Origin of the sequence: Enterococcus sp. DIV1224 (assembly GCF_050555455.1) — a bacterium.
Lineage (GTDB): Bacteria > Bacillota > Bacilli > Lactobacillales > Enterococcaceae > Enterococcus_B > Enterococcus_B lactis.
Map to the genome: position 1 here is coordinate 1,323,952 of NZ_CP187859.1, position 19,560 is coordinate 1,343,511.

Sequence of the window (19,560 nt, forward strand, 5' to 3'; positions counted from 1 at the left end):
GAAATTAGATGAATAAAAAATTGATGCAAGGAACATTTTGGCTAACCTTTGCTAATCTTCTATGTAAAGTTTTAGGGGTAGTCTATTTGATTCCCTGGCTAAGTATGATGGGGAACAATCAAGATGGTATGCTTGCTACGACATTATACAATGTTGGCTATCTTCCATATGGATTGTTCCTGATGCTTGGTACAGTCGGATTTCCAAATGCGATTGCAAAAAAAGTAGCTGTAGCAACAAAAGAAGGAGATAACGCTGCTTGTCGGCTGATTTTTCGAAGTACGATCAATATCATGTTCGTCATCGGTATCGCCTCTGCTGCGTTGATGTATTTATTTGCTCCTTTATTAGCCGGAATCAGTCCAATCGCTAACGTTAACAACGGGATACTAGCTATCCGAAGTTTATGCCCGTCTTTGGTTGCTATCCCGATTTTGAGTGCAATGAGAGGATACTTCCAAGGGAAAAACGATTTACGACCTTATGGAACTTCTTTGATTATTGAACAAGCTGTACGAGTGATCGTTATCTTGGCTGGTACTTATTACTTGCGCGTATTGACTGACGGAACCATATTAGAAGCTGTATTGATCAGTACAGTTGCTTCTTTCTTTGGTGGATTAGCTGCGATTATCCATATGTATATCGTCGGACGCAGAAAAGACTTCTTTGAACTTAAAGACTTTTTGATTTCCAGCCGTTACTTCGAAAGAGAAAACCGATCTGCCTCTGTCTCTATCATTCGGGAAACACTACCGTTCATTTTTGTCGGCTCCGTCATTACTATCGTTCAAATGATCGACCAAGTAACGATGAAACCACTGCTTCACTTTTTCCGTCCAGAGATTGCAGATCAGCAACTGGAATTCTTATTCAGTCGTGCTTCTGTTAATCCAAACAAACTGACATTGATCCTGATTTCCATGGTAGGAACAGTTGCTATAAGTAGTTTGCCAATACTAAGCACAATGAAGAAAAAAGATCGTTTACAAATCGAAAAGACAGTAGGAGACAGTTTTTCGATTGCGTTATTGATCCTTCTTCCTTCATTGACCGGGATGTCTCTATTAGCTGGTCCATTATACACATTGTTTTTTGGTTATGATCCTGAAAGTGTTGGTTATTTCCAAATGGCTTTGTTAGCTTCTTTGTTTTTCTCTTTATTCACGATTCTGTCTACGATGCTTCAATCTCTGAACCACCATCGTTTTGCGATTCGACTAACTGTAGAAGCAATTATCCTGAAAGTCATCTTCCAAGTAATCGGACTAGGTCTAGTTGGCGGATACGGGATGAGCTTATCAAATGGCTTGGCATTCGGCATCGTCTTTGTTCGTGGTTATCACTTTATGTGCAAAGAATACCGAATAGCACCTTTAGCAAAAATCAGCAGTTTTTTCTTAAAAACTTTCCGATCTACCTTGATTATGCTTGCGGTATGTTTTATCATTTTCTTTTTGCTGAATCAGCGATTGTCAATGGAATCAAAAAGTTATGCAATGGTTTATTGTGTGGCTTTAGGAAGTATTGGGGGTTTAGTATTTTTATTTTCTCAATTCGGAAAAAATGGGTTCCGAATGTTGAAAAATGTTAAACATCGTAGCGGAAGCAAAGAATAGGCTAACTAGTCGTCTTTTTGCTGTCACTAGAAAAACGGCAACTCATATGATTACGCTTGTCGTTTTTCTATTTTCCAATTTTAGTTTCATATCTAATCTTACTTATGATATAGTTATGAGGTCTGGAAAAATTCTTTGAAACGAGGAAATTAAACACATGAAACTTGCAGTAGTTACAGATAGTTCGGCGTATCTGCCGGAACGTATCAAGAACCATCCCGACTTATTCGTGATTCCAATCCCTTTGATTATGGATGGGAAAATTTATAACGAAGGAATCGATATCGAAGCGGATGAATATTATGGACTTTTAAAAAACAGTAAAGATTTTCCTACTACTTCACAACCTGTCGTAGGGGAAGTTTTGGCTTTATATGAGGAATTGAAAGAGAAAGGGTATGATACGATTTTAAGTATCCATCTTTCTTCAGGTATCTCTGGTTTCGTCAACACCTTATTTGCGATGAAAGACGATATCAGTGGAGTAACGGTCATTCCTTATGACTCTAAGATCACTAGTATGCCGATGGGACATATGGTAGAAGCTGCCTTAGACTTAAATGATGAAGGTCAGCCCCTTGATGAGATACTTGCGCATGTCGATCGAATTCGAGATAATACTTACGCTTATCTAATTGTAGATGATTTGAACAATTTAGTACGGGGAGGGCGATTGACCAATGGCGCAGCACTGATTGGTAGCCTATTGAAAATCAAACCGATCCTGACATTTTCTGAAGGAAAAATTGTTTTATTCGAAAAAATCCGTTCAAGTAAAAAAGCATTTGCTCAGGCTGAAGAAATCATTGGCAAAAGAAATGACGAAATACAACCGCCAGTCAAACTTTACGTGATACATGCAAACAATTTAGAAGTAGCGATTGCGGAAAAAGAGAAATTGCAGAAAAAATATCCAAATGCAGAAATCGAAGTTGGTCATTTTGGACCAGTCATTGGTACACATTTAGGCGAAAAAGCCATCGGCATCGCCATTTCAGCGCAATAATTCCTTTTATTCAAAAAACATACCAAAAATATTCTACATCATCTTGCTCTTTATTCACGCGATAAATGAACGTGCAGAAGAGCAAGATGATGTTTTTATGTATTTCTAACAAACAGGCTCTTTTTCTTTGCATTTCTTTCTTCTGTCATTTATAATGTCGCATATAGTTTAGTAAATTAGTAAACTACTGATTTACTAATTTACTAAAAATAGAAAGACGAGGAGTTAAAATCATGGAAATACCTACAAATTTAAAACATAAACCAGTGCTCGTTGTAGAAGACTACGATAAAGTTGATGGAAGAAATGCATTGAATACGGACGCAAAAGGTCTTTCTTTGGGTCTCGCTCAATGGAATGACCGTGGAAAAGTCGACATATCAGGCAAAGTATGGCGACATACTGGAGAAAAATGGTCTCGACAATCAGAAGAATTACCAATTACACGTATTTTAGATTTAGCGATCTTAGCTGCACAAGGAAGTTTATACTTTCAAGATGCTTATCGTTATGAAAAATTCTATGATCCAGAAAATCCAGTTGTGGACATCATTGGTTTGCAGGGAAACCGGATGACAGTCGAGGTAGATACCAAAAATCCAAAGATCGATGAAGACATTATTTTGTATTACGATACACTACAAAAAGACGGAGAACTGATTGGGGAACGATTCCGTATTTTAAAACGTCTTTTAGATGAGTTAGGATATTAATAGACAGAGATGATCAAAAGGGGAAGAGAAGCATGGAGAATTTCTCACTAACAGAAAACCGGACCTTTTCACGGCTAGAAAAGCAAATGATCTGGAAGAAACCGAAAAGCCATCGGACAAGTGCAGAAGAGTGGCGGATCGCCTCTGAAATCAAAGAAAATTGGCAAGATCCTGAAATGAAAATCAGTAACGTTCTTTTAGAAGGAGACGCCGGATCGGGTAAGACACAGTTAGCAAAAGCACTATCTGCTGATTTGCAACTTCCCTATACAAAAGTGACATGTTTTGCAGATATGGATAAATCAGATGTGTTCGGCGCCTTATTACCTGTAGTAGATTCCGATAAAGAACAAGACCAAGAATTGCTGGAAGCTATTTACCAAACAGATACACTTGAAGCTGTACTGACACTGATCCAGAACCATTACGGCATTGATTCTTTTTCTGCCAAAGAAAAATTAGCAGAGTTAGTTCAAAGAATCGAAGCCGATTATCCAGATGCAATCCATTATAGTTATTATCCTTCTGAAATCGTTCGAGCGATCGAAAAAGGATATCTATTAGAGATCCAAGAGCCGACTGTCATCCGTGATGCTTCTGTTCTTGTGGCACTTAACTCAGCGCTCGAACCCAATGGGATGTTGAATTTGCCAACAGGAATCATTCGTCGCCATCCAGATTGTATTATTGTCATTACCACAAATCGAAACTATCAAGGAAATCGACCCTTAAATGAATCCTTAAGAGATCGGATGCAGCATGCGGAAAAAATGGATCTTCCTGCCTTAGAAGTCATGGCAGAACGTGCGATGGCGAAAACCCAGATTCAAAATCAAGAACTCCTTATGAAGATGGCAGAGATTATCCGTTTATTGGATGAAACTGCAAAAGCAAATGCCATCAAAGGTGTAGCAGGAATGCGTTCATATTTTTATTGGGCGAATACCTATAAGCAAGGACAAGATTTACTCCAGTCGATTTATCCAAAAGTTTTGTATAAATTATCCACTGATCCAGATGAATTGGCGATCCTTGAGCAAGCTTTGTCTGAGAGTGGATTGCTATTGGAACTTCAAGACATTTTGAGAAAAGAAAAATGGGGCTATCCTCAAATAGAACCTCAATCTGAGCATGCAAAAGGAAGAACTATCAGCGCCGAAGAAGCAAACGAACGAAACATCACTGAAGATGCTGAAGAAACTTTGCGCTTAGATGAAAAGAAACAACTGTCTGCTGAAGAACCAAATGAGGGAGCAGAGAGACTAGAGAAAACAACAGAAAAAAACGAGATGCCTCCTCAAATGCAAAAAGAACGCAAGAGCGATATCGAAGGGAAAAATCAGAAGGAACAACAACAAACAGAAGAGGATTCCCAAGAAATGTCTGCCTCTGACATGGAAACACATGATAAGGAAATCAAGAAGCAATTAAATAAAGAAGCGCGGCAAATCATGAAGGAAACGATTCATGAAAAAGAAGGTCTCATCGTTCACCGACCAGCTTTCCAAGGAAAAACGCAAGAAGCACGTAAGCTACAAATGCAAGTCATGCCGATAGTAGAATCACTTAGCCGACAAATTTTAGAATTACTGGATAATGAACAAACAGAGACGTACCAAAAGGGAAAATATGAAGGACAGCGGTTTAACGCAAGTAGAGTAGCATATGGTGATTTGAGAAATTTTGACAAAAAGAACCCGCCACATGAGCAACCTTCCTTAGCGGTAGCTGTGCGGATCGATGAATCTGGATCAATGATACGTGATGATCGGATCGAAGCGGCAAAAAAAGCAGCGATCGCCATTGCCGAATTTGCTAAGAAAGTCGATATCCCCTTGTTGATTTACGGGGATACAGCAGACCGTTCAGCAAGAGAAAAGACTTCTTTGTTTTCTTATAAAGAATTTGAAGACGGGTTTCAATGGTTAAATGAAAAATTTGTCACTATGAAACCAAGACAAAACAATCGTGATGGAGCGGCACTTCGTTTAGCAGCGGAAAAATTAAACAGACAATCCGCCACAACCAAACTGTTGCTTAATATTAGTGACGGTCAGCCAAAGGCGTTGCCAGATTATACTGGCAAAAAAGCAAAAGAGGACATCCAGTCTGTTTTGAAAGAATACGAGCGTCAAGGCATATTATTTGTTTCCGCAGCTATTGGTCAAGACAAAGAAGAGATCAAGTCGATCTACGGTGAAAGCCGTTTTGTAGATATTACTGACCTAAATGAATTTCCCAAGCAAATGATTCAATTGATTGCCCGTTATCTATGATAAAATAAAGCTCAACGAACGCACTTAGCAGATTCGTTGAGCTTTTCGTTTCTAGTTACCGGTAACAAGGATACTTCTAAAATAGAATCGGTTATAATCAAGAGGGACCGTTAAAGGAGTGAAACGATATGATACAAGAACAAAAATGGTGGAAAGAAGCAGTAGGCTATCAAATCTATCCGGCCAGTTTCAAAGATAGCAACGGCGATGGACAAGGAGATATCAATGGGATCCGCGAAAAACTTGGCTACTTGAAAGATCTTGGCATCGGATTTATCTGGATCAATCCAATCTATCAATCTCCATTTATCGATAATGGTTATGACGTAAGTGACTATCAAGACATAGAAAAGCGATTCGGAACGATGGAAGATTTTGATTTATTGCTGAAAGAAGCACATGAACTAGGAATCAAAGTCATTATGGATCTTGTCATCAACCACAGTTCGGATCAGCATCAATGGTTTGAAGAATCGAAGAAATCCAAAGAAAGTCCTTATCGAGATTATTACATTTGGGTCGATGGAGTAGATGGCAAAGAACCAAATAATTGGACATCGATTTTCGGCGGCTCTGCTTGGGAATATTCTCACGAAACTGGACAGTATTATCTGCATGTCTTTGCGAAAGAACAACCAGACTTAAATTGGGAAAGTGAGAAATTGAAAGAAGAACTATTCAATATGATTCGATGGTGGCTAGATAAAGGGATAGACGGATTTCGCTTAGATGCGATTTCTCATGTAAAAAAAGATGAATATTCAGTAAAAGCCACAGAGAACCCTTTTTCACCCTTTCAAAATGTCTCGGGAATCGAAGAACATTTGACTGATTTAAAACATGTTTTCGAAGAGTACGATATCATGACAGTCGGAGAAGCAAGCGGCGTCACTGCAGAAGAAGGGCCGGAATGGGTAGGAAAAGACGGTTATTTCGATATGATCTTTGAATTCGATCATATCCATATTTGGCAGCAAGAAAAAGAAGGGCAATTAGACGTCCTTAAGTTAAAACATGCATTAAGTGCTTGGCAAACTTCCCTAGATGGTATCGGATGGAACGCTTTATATATGGAAAACCATGATGTTCCTCGTGCCGTTTCTGTGTTCGGAGATACCCGTCCCGGATTTTGGGCTATGTCTGCAAAAGCAATCGCTATGATGTATTTCTTTTTGCAAGGAACACCATTTATTTATCAAGGACAAGAAATCGGAATGACGAATATGCCTTTTGAATCGATCGATCAAGTTGATGCAGTGGATTCGAAAAGACTTTATGAAAGGCTTCTTGCGGAAGGTAAGACAAGAGAAGAAGCATTGGATATTATTCGTGAAACCACCAGAGACAATAGCAGAACACCCATGCAATGGACTTCAGAAGAATATGCTGGCTTTTCTACACAGGAGCCTTGGATGATCACTAATCCAAATACCAAAACGATCAATGTAGAACAACAAGAACATGAACCGGATTCGATCTTGCAATTCTATAAGAACATGATCCGCATTAGACAAATCAATAAAGGCCTGATATACGGTTCTTTTAAAGAATATCTTCATGAACATCCACAACTATATGTCTATGAAAGAGATTTAGAAGATGAACAGTATCTTATTATGGTAAACTTGACGGAATCATTTGCTGACTATGAACTCCCAAAAGAAGCAGATCAGTCATGGACATTGCTCTTATCAAATTCTTCTAGCGGAAACTTTGAAAAAAAAGGAACACTAGCACCTTATGAAGCTCGTCTGTATAAAACAAACAATTAAAAAACTTCCTCGTTAAAGTTCAATAGTTGGACTTTCCGAGGAAGTTTTTCTGATTTACCCATCTTAATAATTTGCTCTAGGACCACCGATATATTTAGGACGAGAGCGAAGGGCTGTCACATGGGCTTGTCCCAAGGTTTTCAAACGAGGTCTGACAGGCACTTGGACATGTTTGATATGCATACCGATCGAAGTGTCACCGATATCGATGCCGGCTTGCCCAATTACATGCTCTACTTCGACAGGATCATTGAACTGCTCAAAAGCAGCAACAGAACAAGCACCTCCAGCATGTAATGCAGGAATAACAGAGACGATTTCGAATTTTTTTGCTTCTGCCACTGTTCGTTCTACCACCAATGCTCGATTCAGATGTTCGCAACCTTGGACAGCTAACGCAATTTCTTTAGGATCTAATAGCTCTTTTAACGTACGAATGATCCACTGACCAACTTCCGCACTGGAATTTTTTCCAATATGTCCACCGACGACTTCGCTTGTGCTGCACCCTAAAACAAAGAGATCTCCTTTTTTCAAGTGTGCCTCAGCCAATACGTCATTAACTATTTCAGTCAATTGAACTTTCAATTCTTTTTCTGACAACTTCATTCTCTAAAACCTTCTTTTCAATTAATATTGCTTCCGTGCTTGAATACGTTGAAGACTTGCAGTTATAGGAAAGGCAAGGCCCATACCGATAAGATTTTGAAAGATATTCCCTGGGATAGAAGCCACTCCAGCCGGCCAATCATACAAAATCCAACCGGCGATACCATAGCCGACGATCATAACTAAGCTTCCTAAAAAAAGACCAAATAGCCACATGCGAGTAGAAGATTTACTGAAAGATCCGGCAACATATCCTTGTAATCCGTGAATCACTAATGAAAAAATAGCCCATTGCGGATACCCTGAAATCAAATCGATTAATAGGCCACTGGAAGCACCGACAACTAATCCACCCATTGGACCATAAAGAAAAGAAGCAGTATAGATTCCAGCCTCACATAATGTCACAAAACCGTTCGTAGCCGGCACAGGGATCAAAATAGTTAATGAAAGTGCAACGGTCAACGCAATCAGCATCGCATAGATTGTTAGTTGTTTAGTTTTCATTTATCGTTCCTCCTTTTTGGATACCGCCAGACCAGACGCTTCCTGTATGATCATTCATCAGCACACCATTGGAAATACAATGGGCAACAAATTGTTTACTTTCTGCTACGGCTTTTGAAACGTCTGATCCTAATACAAGATTCGCTGTTATTGCAGAAGAAAAGGCACAACCGGCACCATTTACTGTTGGGGTGTCGACTTTTTTCTGAGAAAACACCTCATGATGGTCAACTGAATAGAGAAGATCCACAGCTTGTTCGCCAGCCATCCTTGTGCCGCCTTTTATTACAATTTTCTTTGCTCCTGAAGCAGTGAGCTCTTTAGCGAGATGGATCATTTCTATCAACGAAGAGGGGAGAGCTTGACCAGAAAGTAAAGCAGCTTCTGCCAAATTAGGCGTAATCATCGTAACAAGTGGAAAAAGTTCTTCGATGAGCTGTGAAATATACAATTGATTGATCACAGATTCAGTTTCTTTGAATGCCAAAACAGGGTCTAAGATGATTGGGATATTTTGTTTTGCTTTTATGAAGTCTCGAACAACCATGATTGCTTCACTTGAATTTAATAACCCGATCTTGATTCCATCTAATGTAGTCATTTGATCAATTGAAGCCAACTGTCGTTCAAACAATTCTGAAGGAATAGATTCCAGGATAAATCGCCCATTCGTATCTAGTACCCCTATAGATGTCAGAGCGCTTAGCCCGAATAGACCAAAATCTTCAAAAGTTTTTAAGTCTGTTTGGATTCCTCCGCCAGCAAATGGATCAGAACCACCAATCGTCAAGATTCTTTTCATAACATTTCCCTCCATGAATAAGAGTATAACGAAATTTTCAAAAAAGAAAAACAGCCAATTGGCATATTTTTATCTCATCCAATTTTCAAAAGAAGCGAAAAGGGAATGTGACAAAAATCGTGTCACATTCCCTTTTTCCAAATAAACGATGTTCAATTAGCTGGTCCTCGATATTAGCTCAACAAACGGCAAAATATGAGGAACCACTTTTGTTTGGCTGTTCTTATTACTTGATGCAGGACAGCTTTTTCACAACCGCTTAAAAACGATTAGTTGTTTTGTGTTTTTAATTCTTTCTCGATTTGAAGCCGCTGAACTTTCATTGTAGCTGTTCGCGGGATTGCATCAAAGTCACGGATGATAGGGGCGTTCAAACGGGGAAGTTCATGGACTTGCTCCCACCAGCGATTCCAATCCATTTCTTTATCAGGAGCTAAAGCAATAATCGGCTGTGGAGAATGATTTTTATCCCTTACAATCACTACTTCTGCCAAAAAATCTAACGAATCTAATAAAAAGTCTTCAATAGCTAATGTACTGTTGATCGTTTCGATCAAATCCACTTGCCGATCTTTCAAAAATAGGTGACCACGCTCATCCATAAATCCGTAATCTCCGCTATCCCACCAATCGCCATAAACATTTTCCTGGAACCGTGCATCTTCCTTATAATAAGTCAAAGCCCGTCCTTTAGACAGTAATTGTATATGACCATCTGTATTTTCAGGAAGGACATTCCCAACTGAATCTGTGATCCGAGCGCTTGTCATGTCTTCCAGTCCAACGCCCATATCTCTTGCATCACTCGTTTTCAAACTTTCCAGTGTATGAGCCTTAAGAATCATTGGTCCACATTCACTTTGGCCATATACTTGAAGGAATACCGCATCTTGTGTTATTGATGTTCGCAAAAATGTTTCCATTGTCTGATTGTTTATGGCATCAAAAGTAGAGTGATAATAACGGATACCAGAGAAAGCTTCTGGATGTTCTTTAGCAGTAAAACTCTACTGAACAAAGTTATTCGGATGAGTCTCTAATGCGATTGGTCGGTGGGTTTCCAACATACGAATAATTTTTGAACTTTGTGCGTCTGCTAAAGGCATCATAGGAAAACCCATGGACATCAAAGAAGAGATGCCAATATTGAATCTAGAATGTACGGGGGAAATGTGAAAAGCGATTAATTTCTTTTCTGAAATTTTTGCAAAAACAGTTTTTTGCCATTTCGTTCGCCAACCCATAGAATGAGCAGAATGACAAATAAGCTTAGGGATACCAGTTGTACCAGAAGTATGGGTCATATAAGAAATTTCATTTTTAGCTAAAAACGATTGGGGAACAGGAAAAGTAGGTTGCTCCAGTAAATAAAAAATAGGAATCTGTTTTGACTTAGTCCCGTTTGAAATTTCTCCCACTCGTTTTTTTGTCTCATCATCAAATAAAATGAAGGGGTCTTCTAAACGGTCGATAAATACTTCCATTGTCGCTGTTGGTAGATGATAAGAAGTCATGACAGGCACTGCACCAAGGTAAGACACAGAAACAGCGAGAAGGTATGTGTCAAAAGCGGAACTCTTATAGATAATGACTTTGTCTCCAGATTTCACACCAAGATGGGCCAATTGATAAGCTCGATCTAACACACTTTCAAAGCATTTTTTGTAAGTTGTTTCAAGTCCTAACTCAGGAAAAGCAGAAAGCGGCTGATCACAGATAATCGGGGTCTCGGAAAAGCCAGCTGCAGCTTCTTGAAAATTCGTAAATAAATTCAAAGGGGAATACGTTATGGTCTCCATCATTCACACTCCATTATCTTTTGTTAAGTAATATACAAACTCAAGATAATCGTAACATAAACATTTATATAATAATATAGTTTATTGTGAAAAAAAGTTCAGGTTCCTATGTGACAGAAACCTGAACGAATGCCGCTAATTCGTGATAAGAAAAATCAACCATTTTTTCCCAGATTTCTTGAAAAGAGTGGGAAGATAGGTATCGATTACCGCATAAATAGTTTACCGCGTCAGTATCATCTAAATATAGTTCGGTATAATAGCGATAGGTTTTTCGGCATAATTCTGGTGATACATTCTTATACACTGTGATTTTGCTCAAAATTTGGCGAATAGTCCGAGGAGAAATTTGTTGATCATGCGAGGAACGAAAAACAAAAGAATTTTCGTCCGTATTTTGTGCGGTTAACTTAAAATAGTTCTCCAGAAACGGCATCGCTTCTTTTGGTATTGGTACTTTACTCAATCTGTTTTCTTTTCTATTCAGATTAAGAATCTGCTTGGTCAAAGATACATCTTTACGTTTAAGTTCTACTACTTCATGGATCTTTAATCCGCAATACAGAAGAATGGCAGTAATCGCAAGGTTCCTCGGTCTATTCTTTTCTTCAAAGCTAGCTTCTCTGCTTGTTTGAAAGCCTTCAATCGGGATAAACAAATGCTCAAAATCTTTGAAAAGTTCTGCATCGATATATCGCGGAGCTGCTTTAGTTGTTTCCGGTAAACTTGTACCCAAAAGAGAGATCTCTTCTTCAATTAGTCCTTTTTGATATAAAAATCGTAAAAAATGATTTAATGAATATTGCTTCCTCGAAATCCCGTAATAGCTATTTTCAAACAATTGCTCCGTTTCTTGGTTCGCTGTAGTTTGGAACGAACGAGTATGTCGATAGATTTTAGCTAAGAAATTCTGATAATCTTGTTTTTCTAAACGGATAATCAGCTGATCATCCACTTCTTCAGAAAATACTTTTCTCAAATAATCAGTAAACAAATGGAAATCTTTTGCATATTCATAGCGACTACCTAATGATAAAGAAGAGCGATTTTCTTCTAAAAACTGTTGAAAGACGGAAGGGAGCAAATGTGTACGTTGTTTTAATTTTTCTTGCAGTTGTTTTCTAGTTTTGCTGTCCAATACAAATCCCTCCAGTTATTGTTCATTTCCTTTATTTTACCGCATTTCCTCAAATGACGATAGGGAATTTGTCTTGCTTTGATAACGAACATCCATGTAACTGTCTTTTAAAAGTCTTTACAAAATCAGAGGTGATTCTCTTAGTTTTTAAGAAGCCCTTAAGTTTCACTTGCAACAATAACTACAATTTCAAATAAAAGCAGGTGAGTATATGTCAGCTATTCTATTAATTCCAATCTACGAACCCACAGAAAACACTGTATTCTTCATTAATCAATTAGCACAATCTGTAAAAGTACCGATTATCATTGTTGATGATGGAAGTGGGAAAACCTATCAAAAACTGTTTCAGCGAATGGAACATCCTAATATCACTAAAATCAGCTACTTTGACAACAAAGGCAAGGGATATGCATTAAAATTCGGCTTTTCAGTTATACTTGATTCCTATCCAGACATTACTGGCGTTGTCACAGCAGACAGTGATGGTCAGCATGAAATCGAAGGCATCCAAAAAATGCTAGTGGCAGTAGATCGATTAGCTGGTCAGGAATTCCTTTTGGGTGTAAGAGATTTTTCGTATGAAAACACGCCCTTTCGAAGCTATTTCGGGAATCGAATGACGAGCGGTTTTTATTATCTTTCCTCAGGTATCCACTTACAGGATACACAAACAGGACTGAGGGGATTTTCTATCTTTAGTTTATCTGAACTGCTCAAAATCGAAGGAAATCGGTTTGAATATGAAATCAATCAACTGCTAGTTTTACCAAAGATCGGCTATCGAATAACTACGATCCCTATCAAAACAATATATAGCGATGGAAATAAAGGTTCCCATTTTCGAATATTCCAAGATTCCTATCTTGTTTATCGTCCGTTCATTCGTTTCTTTTTTTCTTCGATTTCCTCTTCATTGGTGGATATTGGACTATTCTAATCCATTATATTTTTTATTTGAAATCATACAATGGCTTCTTTGTTGATTGCTACCGTACTTTCTAGAGTACTATCAGGAATTTTCAATTATCAAATGAATCGACATTATGTGTTCAGAAAACAAAGAGCCCGTACTGCTTTTTATAAATACAGCTTGCTGTTTCTCCTTCAACTGATTTTAAGTTGGCTAGGTGTGTCGATCCTTTCGGTTATTATTCAGTCGCTTTTGCTTTGTAAGGCCGTTGTGGATATTTTATTGTTTTTTGCCAGTTTTTCGATTCAAAGACGCATAGTCTTTTGTTAGGAGGAAATCTTTATGAAACATTTTTTACGAAAAAAATATATGTGGGCATGTCTATCGAGTGTTTTCTTGTTAGGAAGTTCAAGTTATATATTATTAAAAACATTTGTTTTGCCTCAGGAAATAGCAGCAGTAGAATCGGTATCCAATGAGACTTCCACTTCGACAACAGACACAAAAAATACGAGTAACTCAAGTTCTTTTGAACCATTGATTACAGATAATAGCTACCAAGATGAAAATATCAATATCACATTATCTTCAGAACGTGTTGATGAAACCACAGTTTATGTTGCTGATATTACAGTAAGCGATTCTAGCTATTTAAAAACAGCTTTGGCAAACAATACGTATGGACGCAACATCAAAGAAACTACATCTGCGATCGCACAAGAACAACAAGCGATTTTAGCGATAAACGGAGATTATTATGGTTTTAGAGATACAGGATATGTACTTAGAAATGGCACACTATATCGTGATACACCTAGTGAAGATGAAACAAAAGAAGACTTAGTAATTGATAAAAATGGTGATTTCTCAATAATAAAAGAAGCAGAAACATCTGCTGAAAAGCTAGTAGAAGAAGATGTACAACAAGTTTTATCTTTTGGTCCTGCTTTAGTTGAAGATGGAGAAGTCACTGTTTCTGAAGATGAGGAAGTGTCGCAGTCGATGCAAAGTAATCCACGAACCGCAATTGCTCAAGTTGGAACAAACCATTATCTCGTTGTTGTTTCAGAAGGTCGAACAGATGATAGTCAAGGGTTGAGTCTCAGCGAACTAGCAACTGTATTGAAAAATCATGGAGCAAAAACCGCATATAATTTAGATGGTGGAGGGTCAACAACGCTTTATTTCAATGGAAAAGTCATTAATCAAACAGTCGGCGGAAGTGGAAACTCTGAACGATCTGTCAGCGATATCGTTTTTATAGGTTAAGAAAAGGGGTATAATTATGAATAAGAAAAAAACGTTTTATAGTTATTTTATTAGTTCAGTCATTCTTTTCATCTTTCAATTGGTTTATCATCATTTTAGACACGGGGTCACTTCACAAGAACTGAAATGGGTCTGGGTTATTCCAATGGTAGGAGGGGCATTCCTTTTTATTTTCGAAAAAATATTAAATACTTTTCGAAATCGCCTGGCTTTCAATTTATTCAATACGGGTTTGGCTAGCTATATCGTCGGAATGATTCTTAAAGGAATATTAGAAATAGCTGGAGCTTCATCACCTTACATAGGAATTTATCCTATGATAGGAACGATTATACTAGGAATCAGTCTATTTATCTATATAAGTAGCTTGCTTATTCAAGGATTGGATAAATAATACAATCGTAATAAATGGAAAATATAAGAAATTTTTTCAAAAAATTTCCTATAGGAATAAATGCACAAATGACTATTTTAGTGATATATATTTTGCTATTAGCATAGATCTTCCAAAATTTCAATTAAAATGTTTTAATCTAATTCCAATCTAAATATTTGTAGAAAACAATCGTCTCCTATAGAATAAATTTATAAATAAAAATATACCAATTATAAATCTATTTGCTAGGAGGAATTTACATGGAAGACAAAAATTCAACAGTCATCGGTAGCTACAGTACAAGGGATGAAGCATTATCAGTAATCGAACGGTTGCGTAACGAAGGGTATGATCGAGATGATATCGTTATTTATACTACTGATGAAGCAGCAACTAGACTAGGATTCGACGGATTATCCGGCATAGATGTTGAAACAGACGAGAATCGGATGGATGGCGAAGAAGATCGCTCTTTATGGGAAAGAATAAAAGACACTTTTTCTTTTGATACCTATGATTCTGAGACGGCTACGCCAGAAAATGATCCTTTATATCAGTATAGAGGAGATATTTCTGCTGGAAAATTTGTCATCACAGTAAAAGGCTATCGTCAGCCAGAAACAACAGAAGACACAATGGATACACAAGATACTGTTAGCCCAGCAAGCACAATGGGAACAGGACTAGGGACTGGGACTGGCACTGATCCAATGGACGTAGATGGCACGACAGGCTTTCAAAATACAACAGATCCACTGAATATGACACCAGGAACTGATCCGATGGACGTACCTGGCGAAGCTGATTCTATGGGTACAAAAGAGACGGAAGACATCGATCGCAAACCAAATCTAGATGATGATACGATTCAACTAAAAGAAGAGAAATTAGATGTAAATACACATGATGTTACCACTGGAGAAGTCGACATCCACAAACATGTGGTCAACGATACTGAAACGGTAGAAGTACCGGTCAAACGTGAAGAAATCGTCATCGAGCGCAAGCCAGTAACAGATCCATATTCACAGGGTACAGACGAAAACTTGGAAGATGACACGATCACTATCCCAATCAAAGAAGAGCAAGTAGATGTTAGCAAACATACAGTTGTGCGTGAAGAAGTGGGAATTCATAAAGAAGAACATGAAGACGTTGAAAAAGTGACAGAAGATGTTAGCCGAGAAGAATTGGATATTGACACAAGCGGTGATGTACACATTGAAGACCGCAATAAAAAATCTTAAGCGTAAGCTAAAGAGGTTGTGACAGAAGTGGTCAGCTTCAAGAAATAAGAAGGAGTTTACGAAATTTGTTTCTCAAATTTTTGTGAAATTTCGGCTTATTTTCGAAGAAGCTACTTCTGGAACACCGTTTATTCGGAAAACAGGGTTGTGACAAGATTATTGTCACAGCCCTTTTCCTAGTATGTTTTAGAGTTAAGCATTATTTTTTAGGCTTCAACGGTAATTGGACTTTAAAATCAACTCCTTGTGGAAGATAATTGGATACAGAAATTTGTCCGTGGTGCTGTTCGATTATCTGTTTTGCAATCGCCAATCCAAGTCCGTAACCGCCAGTTTCCTTCGCACGAGATTGATCTTCCCGATAAAATCGATCAAAGATTCTTACTTGATCTTCTTCACTGATAGAAGGGCCAGTATTCTTCACGTGAATCAGCCATTCTTTATGGTTAACAGACGAATCTAAAATAATTTTATCTTTTGGATTCGTATATTTTAAGGCATTATCTAGCAAAATAACCAAAACTTGATGGATCTTTTTTTCGTCAATTGGTACTTCTGATGTTGCCTCGTTATGAAGGATAAACTCCTTTCCGTCTATGGTGGCCATCTCTTGAAATGGTTTAACAAGGTTTTCGATATATTCCTGTGTATTGATCATTTGTTTTGAAAGTAGCTGCTGATCAGAATCATTTCGGGCAATCGTCAGCAGATCTGAAGTCAATCCAGTGAGCCGTCTCGTCTCTGACAATGCTTGAGCAATACTTTCAGATTCCTCAATGATGGTATGATCAGGTTTGGTAAACAGATGTTCCAAACTATTTTGAATAATCGTTAACGGTGTACGTAATTCATGAGAAGCATTTTCGACAAATTCTTTTTGTCTTCTCCAAGAAAGAATGATAGGGCGCATGCTTAGACTAGACAAGTAATAACTAATGCCAATTGAGATAAGCCAGAAAACAACCATACACAAAATCATAATTGTGCGAAAAGTTGCTAATGAATTTTTGATTTGATTTGTATTTTCTAAAATTTGGATATAGGCAACACCAACTTGATTCGTCTCTGCTTTTTTCGTTATCGAGCGGAAGGAGAGGGTAGATGAGTCGTTTTCTTCATTTAATTCAATATTTTGGATGGTATTCAGATTTTTTGTATCCATTTTTAATTCTTTGATCTGATTGAAGCGTCCACCAATAGCTGCCTTATTCAATATCTCACCATTTTCAGACCACAAGATCACTTGAGTGTTAAATCGGTCATTTGATGGTTCCATCAATGGTTGTTCCATGTTTGTTCTGTTCTGTTCCATTTGAGTCGGGTTCAAAAAGGGATCACCTAGCTGATACCTTTGTATCTCTAATTGAACTGTCCGAGAATCAAAATTTGTTTTCTCTAATGAAAGATCCGTTTCTCTATACGCAGATTGGTTCAATATCTGTAAAGTAATAAACCCCAGAAGAAAAAAGATCAAAGCAAATGCAGCTACATTCGTTGCAAAAAAACGGCTGCGCTGCTTGCGTGTAATATCTCCATTCATTGCATCACACCCCTTGCAATATATAACCAACATTACGTAAAGTTTTGATTTCTTTATCTAGTCCAGTACTGCGTAGATGTTTCCGTAAATTGCTCATGTAAACTTCAACAACTGTAATCGTCGTATCAGAATCAAATCCCCAGATCCGATCAAATATCTGCTCTTTTGTCAAAATGATTCCTTTATTTTGTAAAAAATAAACGAGTAATTCAAACTCTTTTCCTTGTATGGGCAAAACTTGTTCTTTATACAATACTTCATTACTTTTTAGATCACAACTGATATCCTTATACTTCAGAATGTTTTCATCAAAGAGACCAAGCGATCGTTTCAATAATGCTTTCACGCGCATGATCAATTCTTCTCGATAGAACGGTTTTGTCAGATAATCATCTGCACCACGTTCAAATCCTTCAATCTTATCTTCCAAACTATCTTTTGCTGTCAAAATCAATACAGGAGTCTGTATTTTTTCTTTCCGTAACTTTGCTAGGACTTCATAACCATTCATTTCCGGCATCATCAAATCCAAGATTGCAAGGTCATAAACACCGCTTTCCAACTCAAACAGTCCTTCACTACCGTTATAAACTTGTGTTATCTCACCAATTGTTGTGAGTATTTCTTTTATATTGTTTGATAATACTTTATCGTCTTCTATTACTAACAGTTTGATCATTTTCCCACCTCATTCATTTGGTCACTTTAGTTTAACATGGATAACATAAATAAGACTTAAATAATCCTATTATGACACATGTTAAGATTTTATGGAAAGGTGTCTTAGACAATTTATTGATAAAAAAATCCAACAGAAGTGACAAAATGTCACTTTAGAGTTACACTATTCAACGAGTGACATTTTGTCACTATCAACATATCATAGGGAGGAAAATCAAATGTTTCTAGCTATCAAAGAAATTCGCTATTCTAAATTACGGTATGGCTTGATCATCGGGATTATGTTCTTGATTGCGTATGTCGTATTTATGTTATCTGGACTAGCAAATGGGCTTTCTGAAGAATTCAAGAAAGCAATCGATGATTGGGATGCACAAGAGATTGTTTTATCAGAGGACGCCAATCAAGTATTTGCTGCTTCACAATTAACAAGAGAAGATCTGAAATATATTGAAGGAGGAGAAAAAGCCCCGATTGGATTATACAGCGGTGCAGTCAAAGGAAAAAATAAAGAAAATGTCACAGTTTTCGGCACGTCAAAAAAAGCATTCTTATTACCAAAACTCACGAAAGGGCATGAATTCAAAACAAAGAATGAGATTATCATCTCGCAAAACCTGGCTGATTCAGGTTATAAAATCGGAGATACGATCAAAATTGGCAGTTACAACGATCCTTTGACGATTGTTGGTATCTTTCCTGCAACTTATTACACTGTTTCTCCAGTCATCTATACATCTCTTGATACGTGGACTGCTTTGAAGTATGGAAAACAGCCATTTGCTTCTGAAGAGGAACAGCCAATCAATGGAATCGTTACAAAGAATTCTGCTAAAATTTCGAAAGAAAAAGCATCAAAGAAACTACAGTTACTAACTATTGAGACGTTCATTGAAAGCATTCCTGGCTATTCTGCCCAAAACATGACCTTAAACGCGATGATCTACTTTTTGTTCTTAGTAGTCGCTGCCGTAGTCGGTATTTTTATGTATGTGATTACTCTTCAAAAAACTGCTATTTTTGGAGTAATGAAAGCACAAGGAATCAAAAATTCCTTCATTGCTAAATCTTTAGTTGCACAGTCATTTATTGTGGGGTTGGTAGGCGTCCTGGTTGCTCTTGTGTTTGCTTATCTGACTAGTCTGATTTTACCAAGTGCGATGCCTTTTGCTGTTTTTTGGTCCCAATGGCTGCTATATAGTGGGATTTTGATCATTGTCGCGATGCTAGGCGGACTCTTTTCAATCCGTACAATAACAAAAGTAGACCCAATTACAGCAATAGGAGGTTAAT

At 37.6% G+C, this 19,560-nt stretch carries 17 protein-coding genes and 1 pseudogene; 11 read left to right on the plus strand and 7 right to left on the minus strand.

What is annotated here, in order from left to right:
• Window positions 1-8: 8 nt before the first annotated feature.
• From IGK53_RS06460 to IGK53_RS06480, 5 genes are all read left to right on the plus strand, one after another.
• The gene (locus IGK53_RS06460) at window positions 9-1,619 is read left to right on the plus strand and encodes a polysaccharide biosynthesis protein (protein WP_002329213.1); all 1,611 of its coding nucleotides are present in this window, start codon (window positions 9-11) and stop codon (window positions 1,617-1,619) included.
• 157 nt (window positions 1,620-1,776) lie between these two features.
• On the plus strand, window positions 1,777-2,625 hold the full coding sequence (locus IGK53_RS06465) for a DegV family protein (protein ID WP_002329212.1): 849 nt from the start codon (window positions 1,777-1,779) through the stop codon (window positions 2,623-2,625).
• A 233-nt stretch (window positions 2,626-2,858) separates the two neighbouring features.
• The gene (locus tag IGK53_RS06470) at window positions 2,859-3,338 is read left to right on the plus strand and encodes a DUF6530 family protein (RefSeq protein WP_002290778.1); all 480 of its coding nucleotides are present in this window, start codon (window positions 2,859-2,861) and stop codon (window positions 3,336-3,338) included.
• A gap of 32 nt (window positions 3,339-3,370) precedes the next feature.
• The gene (locus tag IGK53_RS06475) at window positions 3,371-5,614 is read left to right on the plus strand and encodes an AAA family ATPase (protein ID WP_002329211.1); all 2,244 of its coding nucleotides are present in this window, start codon (window positions 3,371-3,373) and stop codon (window positions 5,612-5,614) included.
• A gap of 128 nt (window positions 5,615-5,742) precedes the next feature.
• Window positions 5,743-7,386, plus strand: a complete 1,644-nt coding sequence (locus IGK53_RS06480; RefSeq protein ID WP_002329210.1) for a glycoside hydrolase family 13 protein — start codon at window positions 5,743-5,745, stop codon at window positions 7,384-7,386.
• Window positions 7,387-7,449: 63 nt separating this feature from the next.
• Here IGK53_RS06480 and IGK53_RS06485 read toward each other — a convergent pair whose 3' ends face one another.
• The 5 genes and pseudogenes from IGK53_RS06485 to IGK53_RS06505 all read right to left on the minus strand — a co-directional run bounded on the left by IGK53_RS06485 (window position 7,450) and on the right by IGK53_RS06505 (window position 12,241).
• Window positions 7,450-7,995 carry a TIGR01440 family protein gene (locus tag IGK53_RS06485; protein WP_002290783.1) on the minus strand — a complete coding sequence of 182 codons (546 nt, stop codon included), beginning with the start codon at window positions 7,993-7,995 and terminating at the stop codon, window positions 7,450-7,452.
• Window positions 7,996-8,016: 21 nt separating this feature from the next.
• Window positions 8,017-8,502, minus strand: a complete 486-nt coding sequence (locus IGK53_RS06490; protein WP_002290784.1) for an ECF transporter S component — start codon at window positions 8,500-8,502, stop codon at window positions 8,017-8,019.
• Window positions 8,492-9,304 carry a hydroxymethylpyrimidine/phosphomethylpyrimidine kinase gene (locus IGK53_RS06495; protein WP_002329209.1) on the minus strand — a complete coding sequence of 271 codons (813 nt, stop codon included), beginning with the start codon at window positions 9,302-9,304 and terminating at the stop codon, window positions 8,492-8,494. Before IGK53_RS06495 ends, IGK53_RS06490 begins: the two co-directional genes overlap by 11 nt.
• A 269-nt stretch (window positions 9,305-9,573) precedes the next feature.
• A pseudogene (locus IGK53_RS06500) lies at window positions 9,574-11,106 on the minus strand (AMP-binding protein).
• 103 nt (window positions 11,107-11,209) lie between these two features.
• On the minus strand, window positions 11,210-12,241 hold the full coding sequence (locus IGK53_RS06505; RefSeq protein ID WP_002329206.1) for a tyrosine-type recombinase/integrase: 1,032 nt from the start codon (window positions 12,239-12,241) through the stop codon (window positions 11,210-11,212).
• A gap of 211 nt (window positions 12,242-12,452) precedes the next feature.
• Here IGK53_RS06505 and IGK53_RS06510 point away from each other — a divergent pair, with 211 nt between their 5' ends.
• The 5 genes from IGK53_RS06510 to IGK53_RS06530 all read left to right on the plus strand — a co-directional run bounded on the left by IGK53_RS06510 (window position 12,453) and on the right by IGK53_RS06530 (window position 16,046).
• Window positions 12,453-13,181: a glycosyltransferase family 2 protein gene (locus IGK53_RS06510; protein WP_002329205.1), complete on the plus strand. Its 729-nt coding sequence runs from the start codon at window positions 12,453-12,455 to the stop codon at window positions 13,179-13,181.
• Window positions 13,182-13,211: 30 nt separating this feature from the next.
• Window positions 13,212-13,484 carry a GtrA family protein gene (locus IGK53_RS06515; RefSeq protein ID WP_016629041.1) on the plus strand — a complete coding sequence of 91 codons (273 nt, stop codon included), beginning with the start codon at window positions 13,212-13,214 and terminating at the stop codon, window positions 13,482-13,484.
• A gap of 12 nt (window positions 13,485-13,496) precedes the next feature.
• Complete coding sequence (locus tag IGK53_RS06520; RefSeq protein WP_002329204.1) at window positions 13,497-14,423, plus strand: phosphodiester glycosidase family protein; 927 nt, start codon at window positions 13,497-13,499, stop codon at window positions 14,421-14,423.
• Between the two features lie 16 nt (window positions 14,424-14,439).
• Window positions 14,440-14,817 carry a hypothetical protein gene (locus IGK53_RS06525; protein ID WP_430604664.1) on the plus strand — a complete coding sequence of 126 codons (378 nt, stop codon included), beginning with the start codon at window positions 14,440-14,442 and terminating at the stop codon, window positions 14,815-14,817.
• Between the two features lie 242 nt (window positions 14,818-15,059).
• Entirely contained in the window at window positions 15,060-16,046 is a 987-nt protein-coding gene (locus IGK53_RS06530) for a DUF2382 domain-containing protein (protein WP_002329202.1), read from the plus strand.
• Between the two features lie 199 nt (window positions 16,047-16,245).
• Here IGK53_RS06530 and IGK53_RS06535 read toward each other — a convergent pair whose 3' ends face one another.
• Window positions 16,246-17,586 (minus strand): sensor histidine kinase, encoded by a 1,341-nt coding sequence (locus IGK53_RS06535; protein WP_002329201.1) that lies wholly within the window; start codon window positions 17,584-17,586, stop codon window positions 16,246-16,248.
• A 4-nt stretch (window positions 17,587-17,590) separates the two neighbouring features.
• On the minus strand, window positions 17,591-18,265 hold the full coding sequence (locus IGK53_RS06540) for a response regulator transcription factor (protein WP_002309252.1): 675 nt from the start codon (window positions 18,263-18,265) through the stop codon (window positions 17,591-17,593).
• A 220-nt stretch (window positions 18,266-18,485) separates the two neighbouring features.
• Here IGK53_RS06540 and IGK53_RS06545 point away from each other — a divergent pair, with 220 nt between their 5' ends.
• Window positions 18,486-19,559 (plus strand): ABC transporter permease, encoded by a 1,074-nt coding sequence (locus IGK53_RS06545; RefSeq protein WP_002329200.1) that lies wholly within the window; start codon window positions 18,486-18,488, stop codon window positions 19,557-19,559.
• Window position 19,560: the final 1 nt, after the last annotated feature.

What these genes read in the sequence shown, in the direction of transcription:
- IGK53_RS06485 (WP_002290783.1), bottom strand. Translation starts at nt 7,995, where the DNA reads ATGAAGTTGTCAGAAAAAGAATTGAAAGTTCAATTGACTGAAATAGTT.
- IGK53_RS06545 (WP_002329200.1), top strand. Translation starts at nt 18,486, where the DNA reads ATGTTTCTAGCTATCAAAGAAATTCGCTATTCTAAATTACGGTATGGC.
- IGK53_RS06535 (WP_002329201.1), bottom strand. Translation starts at nt 17,586, where the DNA reads ATGAATGGAGATATTACACGCAAGCAGCGCAGCCGTTTTTTTGCAACG.
- IGK53_RS06475 (WP_002329211.1), top strand. Translation starts at nt 3,371, where the DNA reads ATGGAGAATTTCTCACTAACAGAAAACCGGACCTTTTCACGGCTAGAA.
- IGK53_RS06495 (WP_002329209.1), bottom strand. Translation starts at nt 9,304, where the DNA reads ATGAAAAGAATCTTGACGATTGGTGGTTCTGATCCATTTGCTGGCGGA.
- IGK53_RS06490 (WP_002290784.1), bottom strand. Translation starts at nt 8,502, where the DNA reads ATGAAAACTAAACAACTAACAATCTATGCGATGCTGATTGCGTTGACC.
- IGK53_RS06480 (WP_002329210.1), top strand. Translation starts at nt 5,743, where the DNA reads ATGATACAAGAACAAAAATGGTGGAAAGAAGCAGTAGGCTATCAAATC.
- IGK53_RS06470 (WP_002290778.1), top strand. Translation starts at nt 2,859, where the DNA reads ATGGAAATACCTACAAATTTAAAACATAAACCAGTGCTCGTTGTAGAA.
- IGK53_RS06540 (WP_002309252.1), bottom strand. Translation starts at nt 18,265, where the DNA reads ATGATCAAACTGTTAGTAATAGAAGACGATAAAGTATTATCAAACAAT.
- IGK53_RS06530 (WP_002329202.1), top strand. Translation starts at nt 15,060, where the DNA reads ATGGAAGACAAAAATTCAACAGTCATCGGTAGCTACAGTACAAGGGAT.
- IGK53_RS06460 (WP_002329213.1), top strand. Translation starts at nt 9, where the DNA reads ATGAATAAAAAATTGATGCAAGGAACATTTTGGCTAACCTTTGCTAAT.
- IGK53_RS06515 (WP_016629041.1), top strand. Translation starts at nt 13,212, where the DNA reads ATGGCTTCTTTGTTGATTGCTACCGTACTTTCTAGAGTACTATCAGGA.
- IGK53_RS06510 (WP_002329205.1), top strand. Translation starts at nt 12,453, where the DNA reads ATGTCAGCTATTCTATTAATTCCAATCTACGAACCCACAGAAAACACT.
- IGK53_RS06520 (WP_002329204.1), top strand. Translation starts at nt 13,497, where the DNA reads ATGAAACATTTTTTACGAAAAAAATATATGTGGGCATGTCTATCGAGT.
- IGK53_RS06465 (WP_002329212.1), top strand. Translation starts at nt 1,777, where the DNA reads ATGAAACTTGCAGTAGTTACAGATAGTTCGGCGTATCTGCCGGAACGT.
- IGK53_RS06525 (WP_430604664.1), top strand. Translation starts at nt 14,440, where the DNA reads ATGAATAAGAAAAAAACGTTTTATAGTTATTTTATTAGTTCAGTCATT.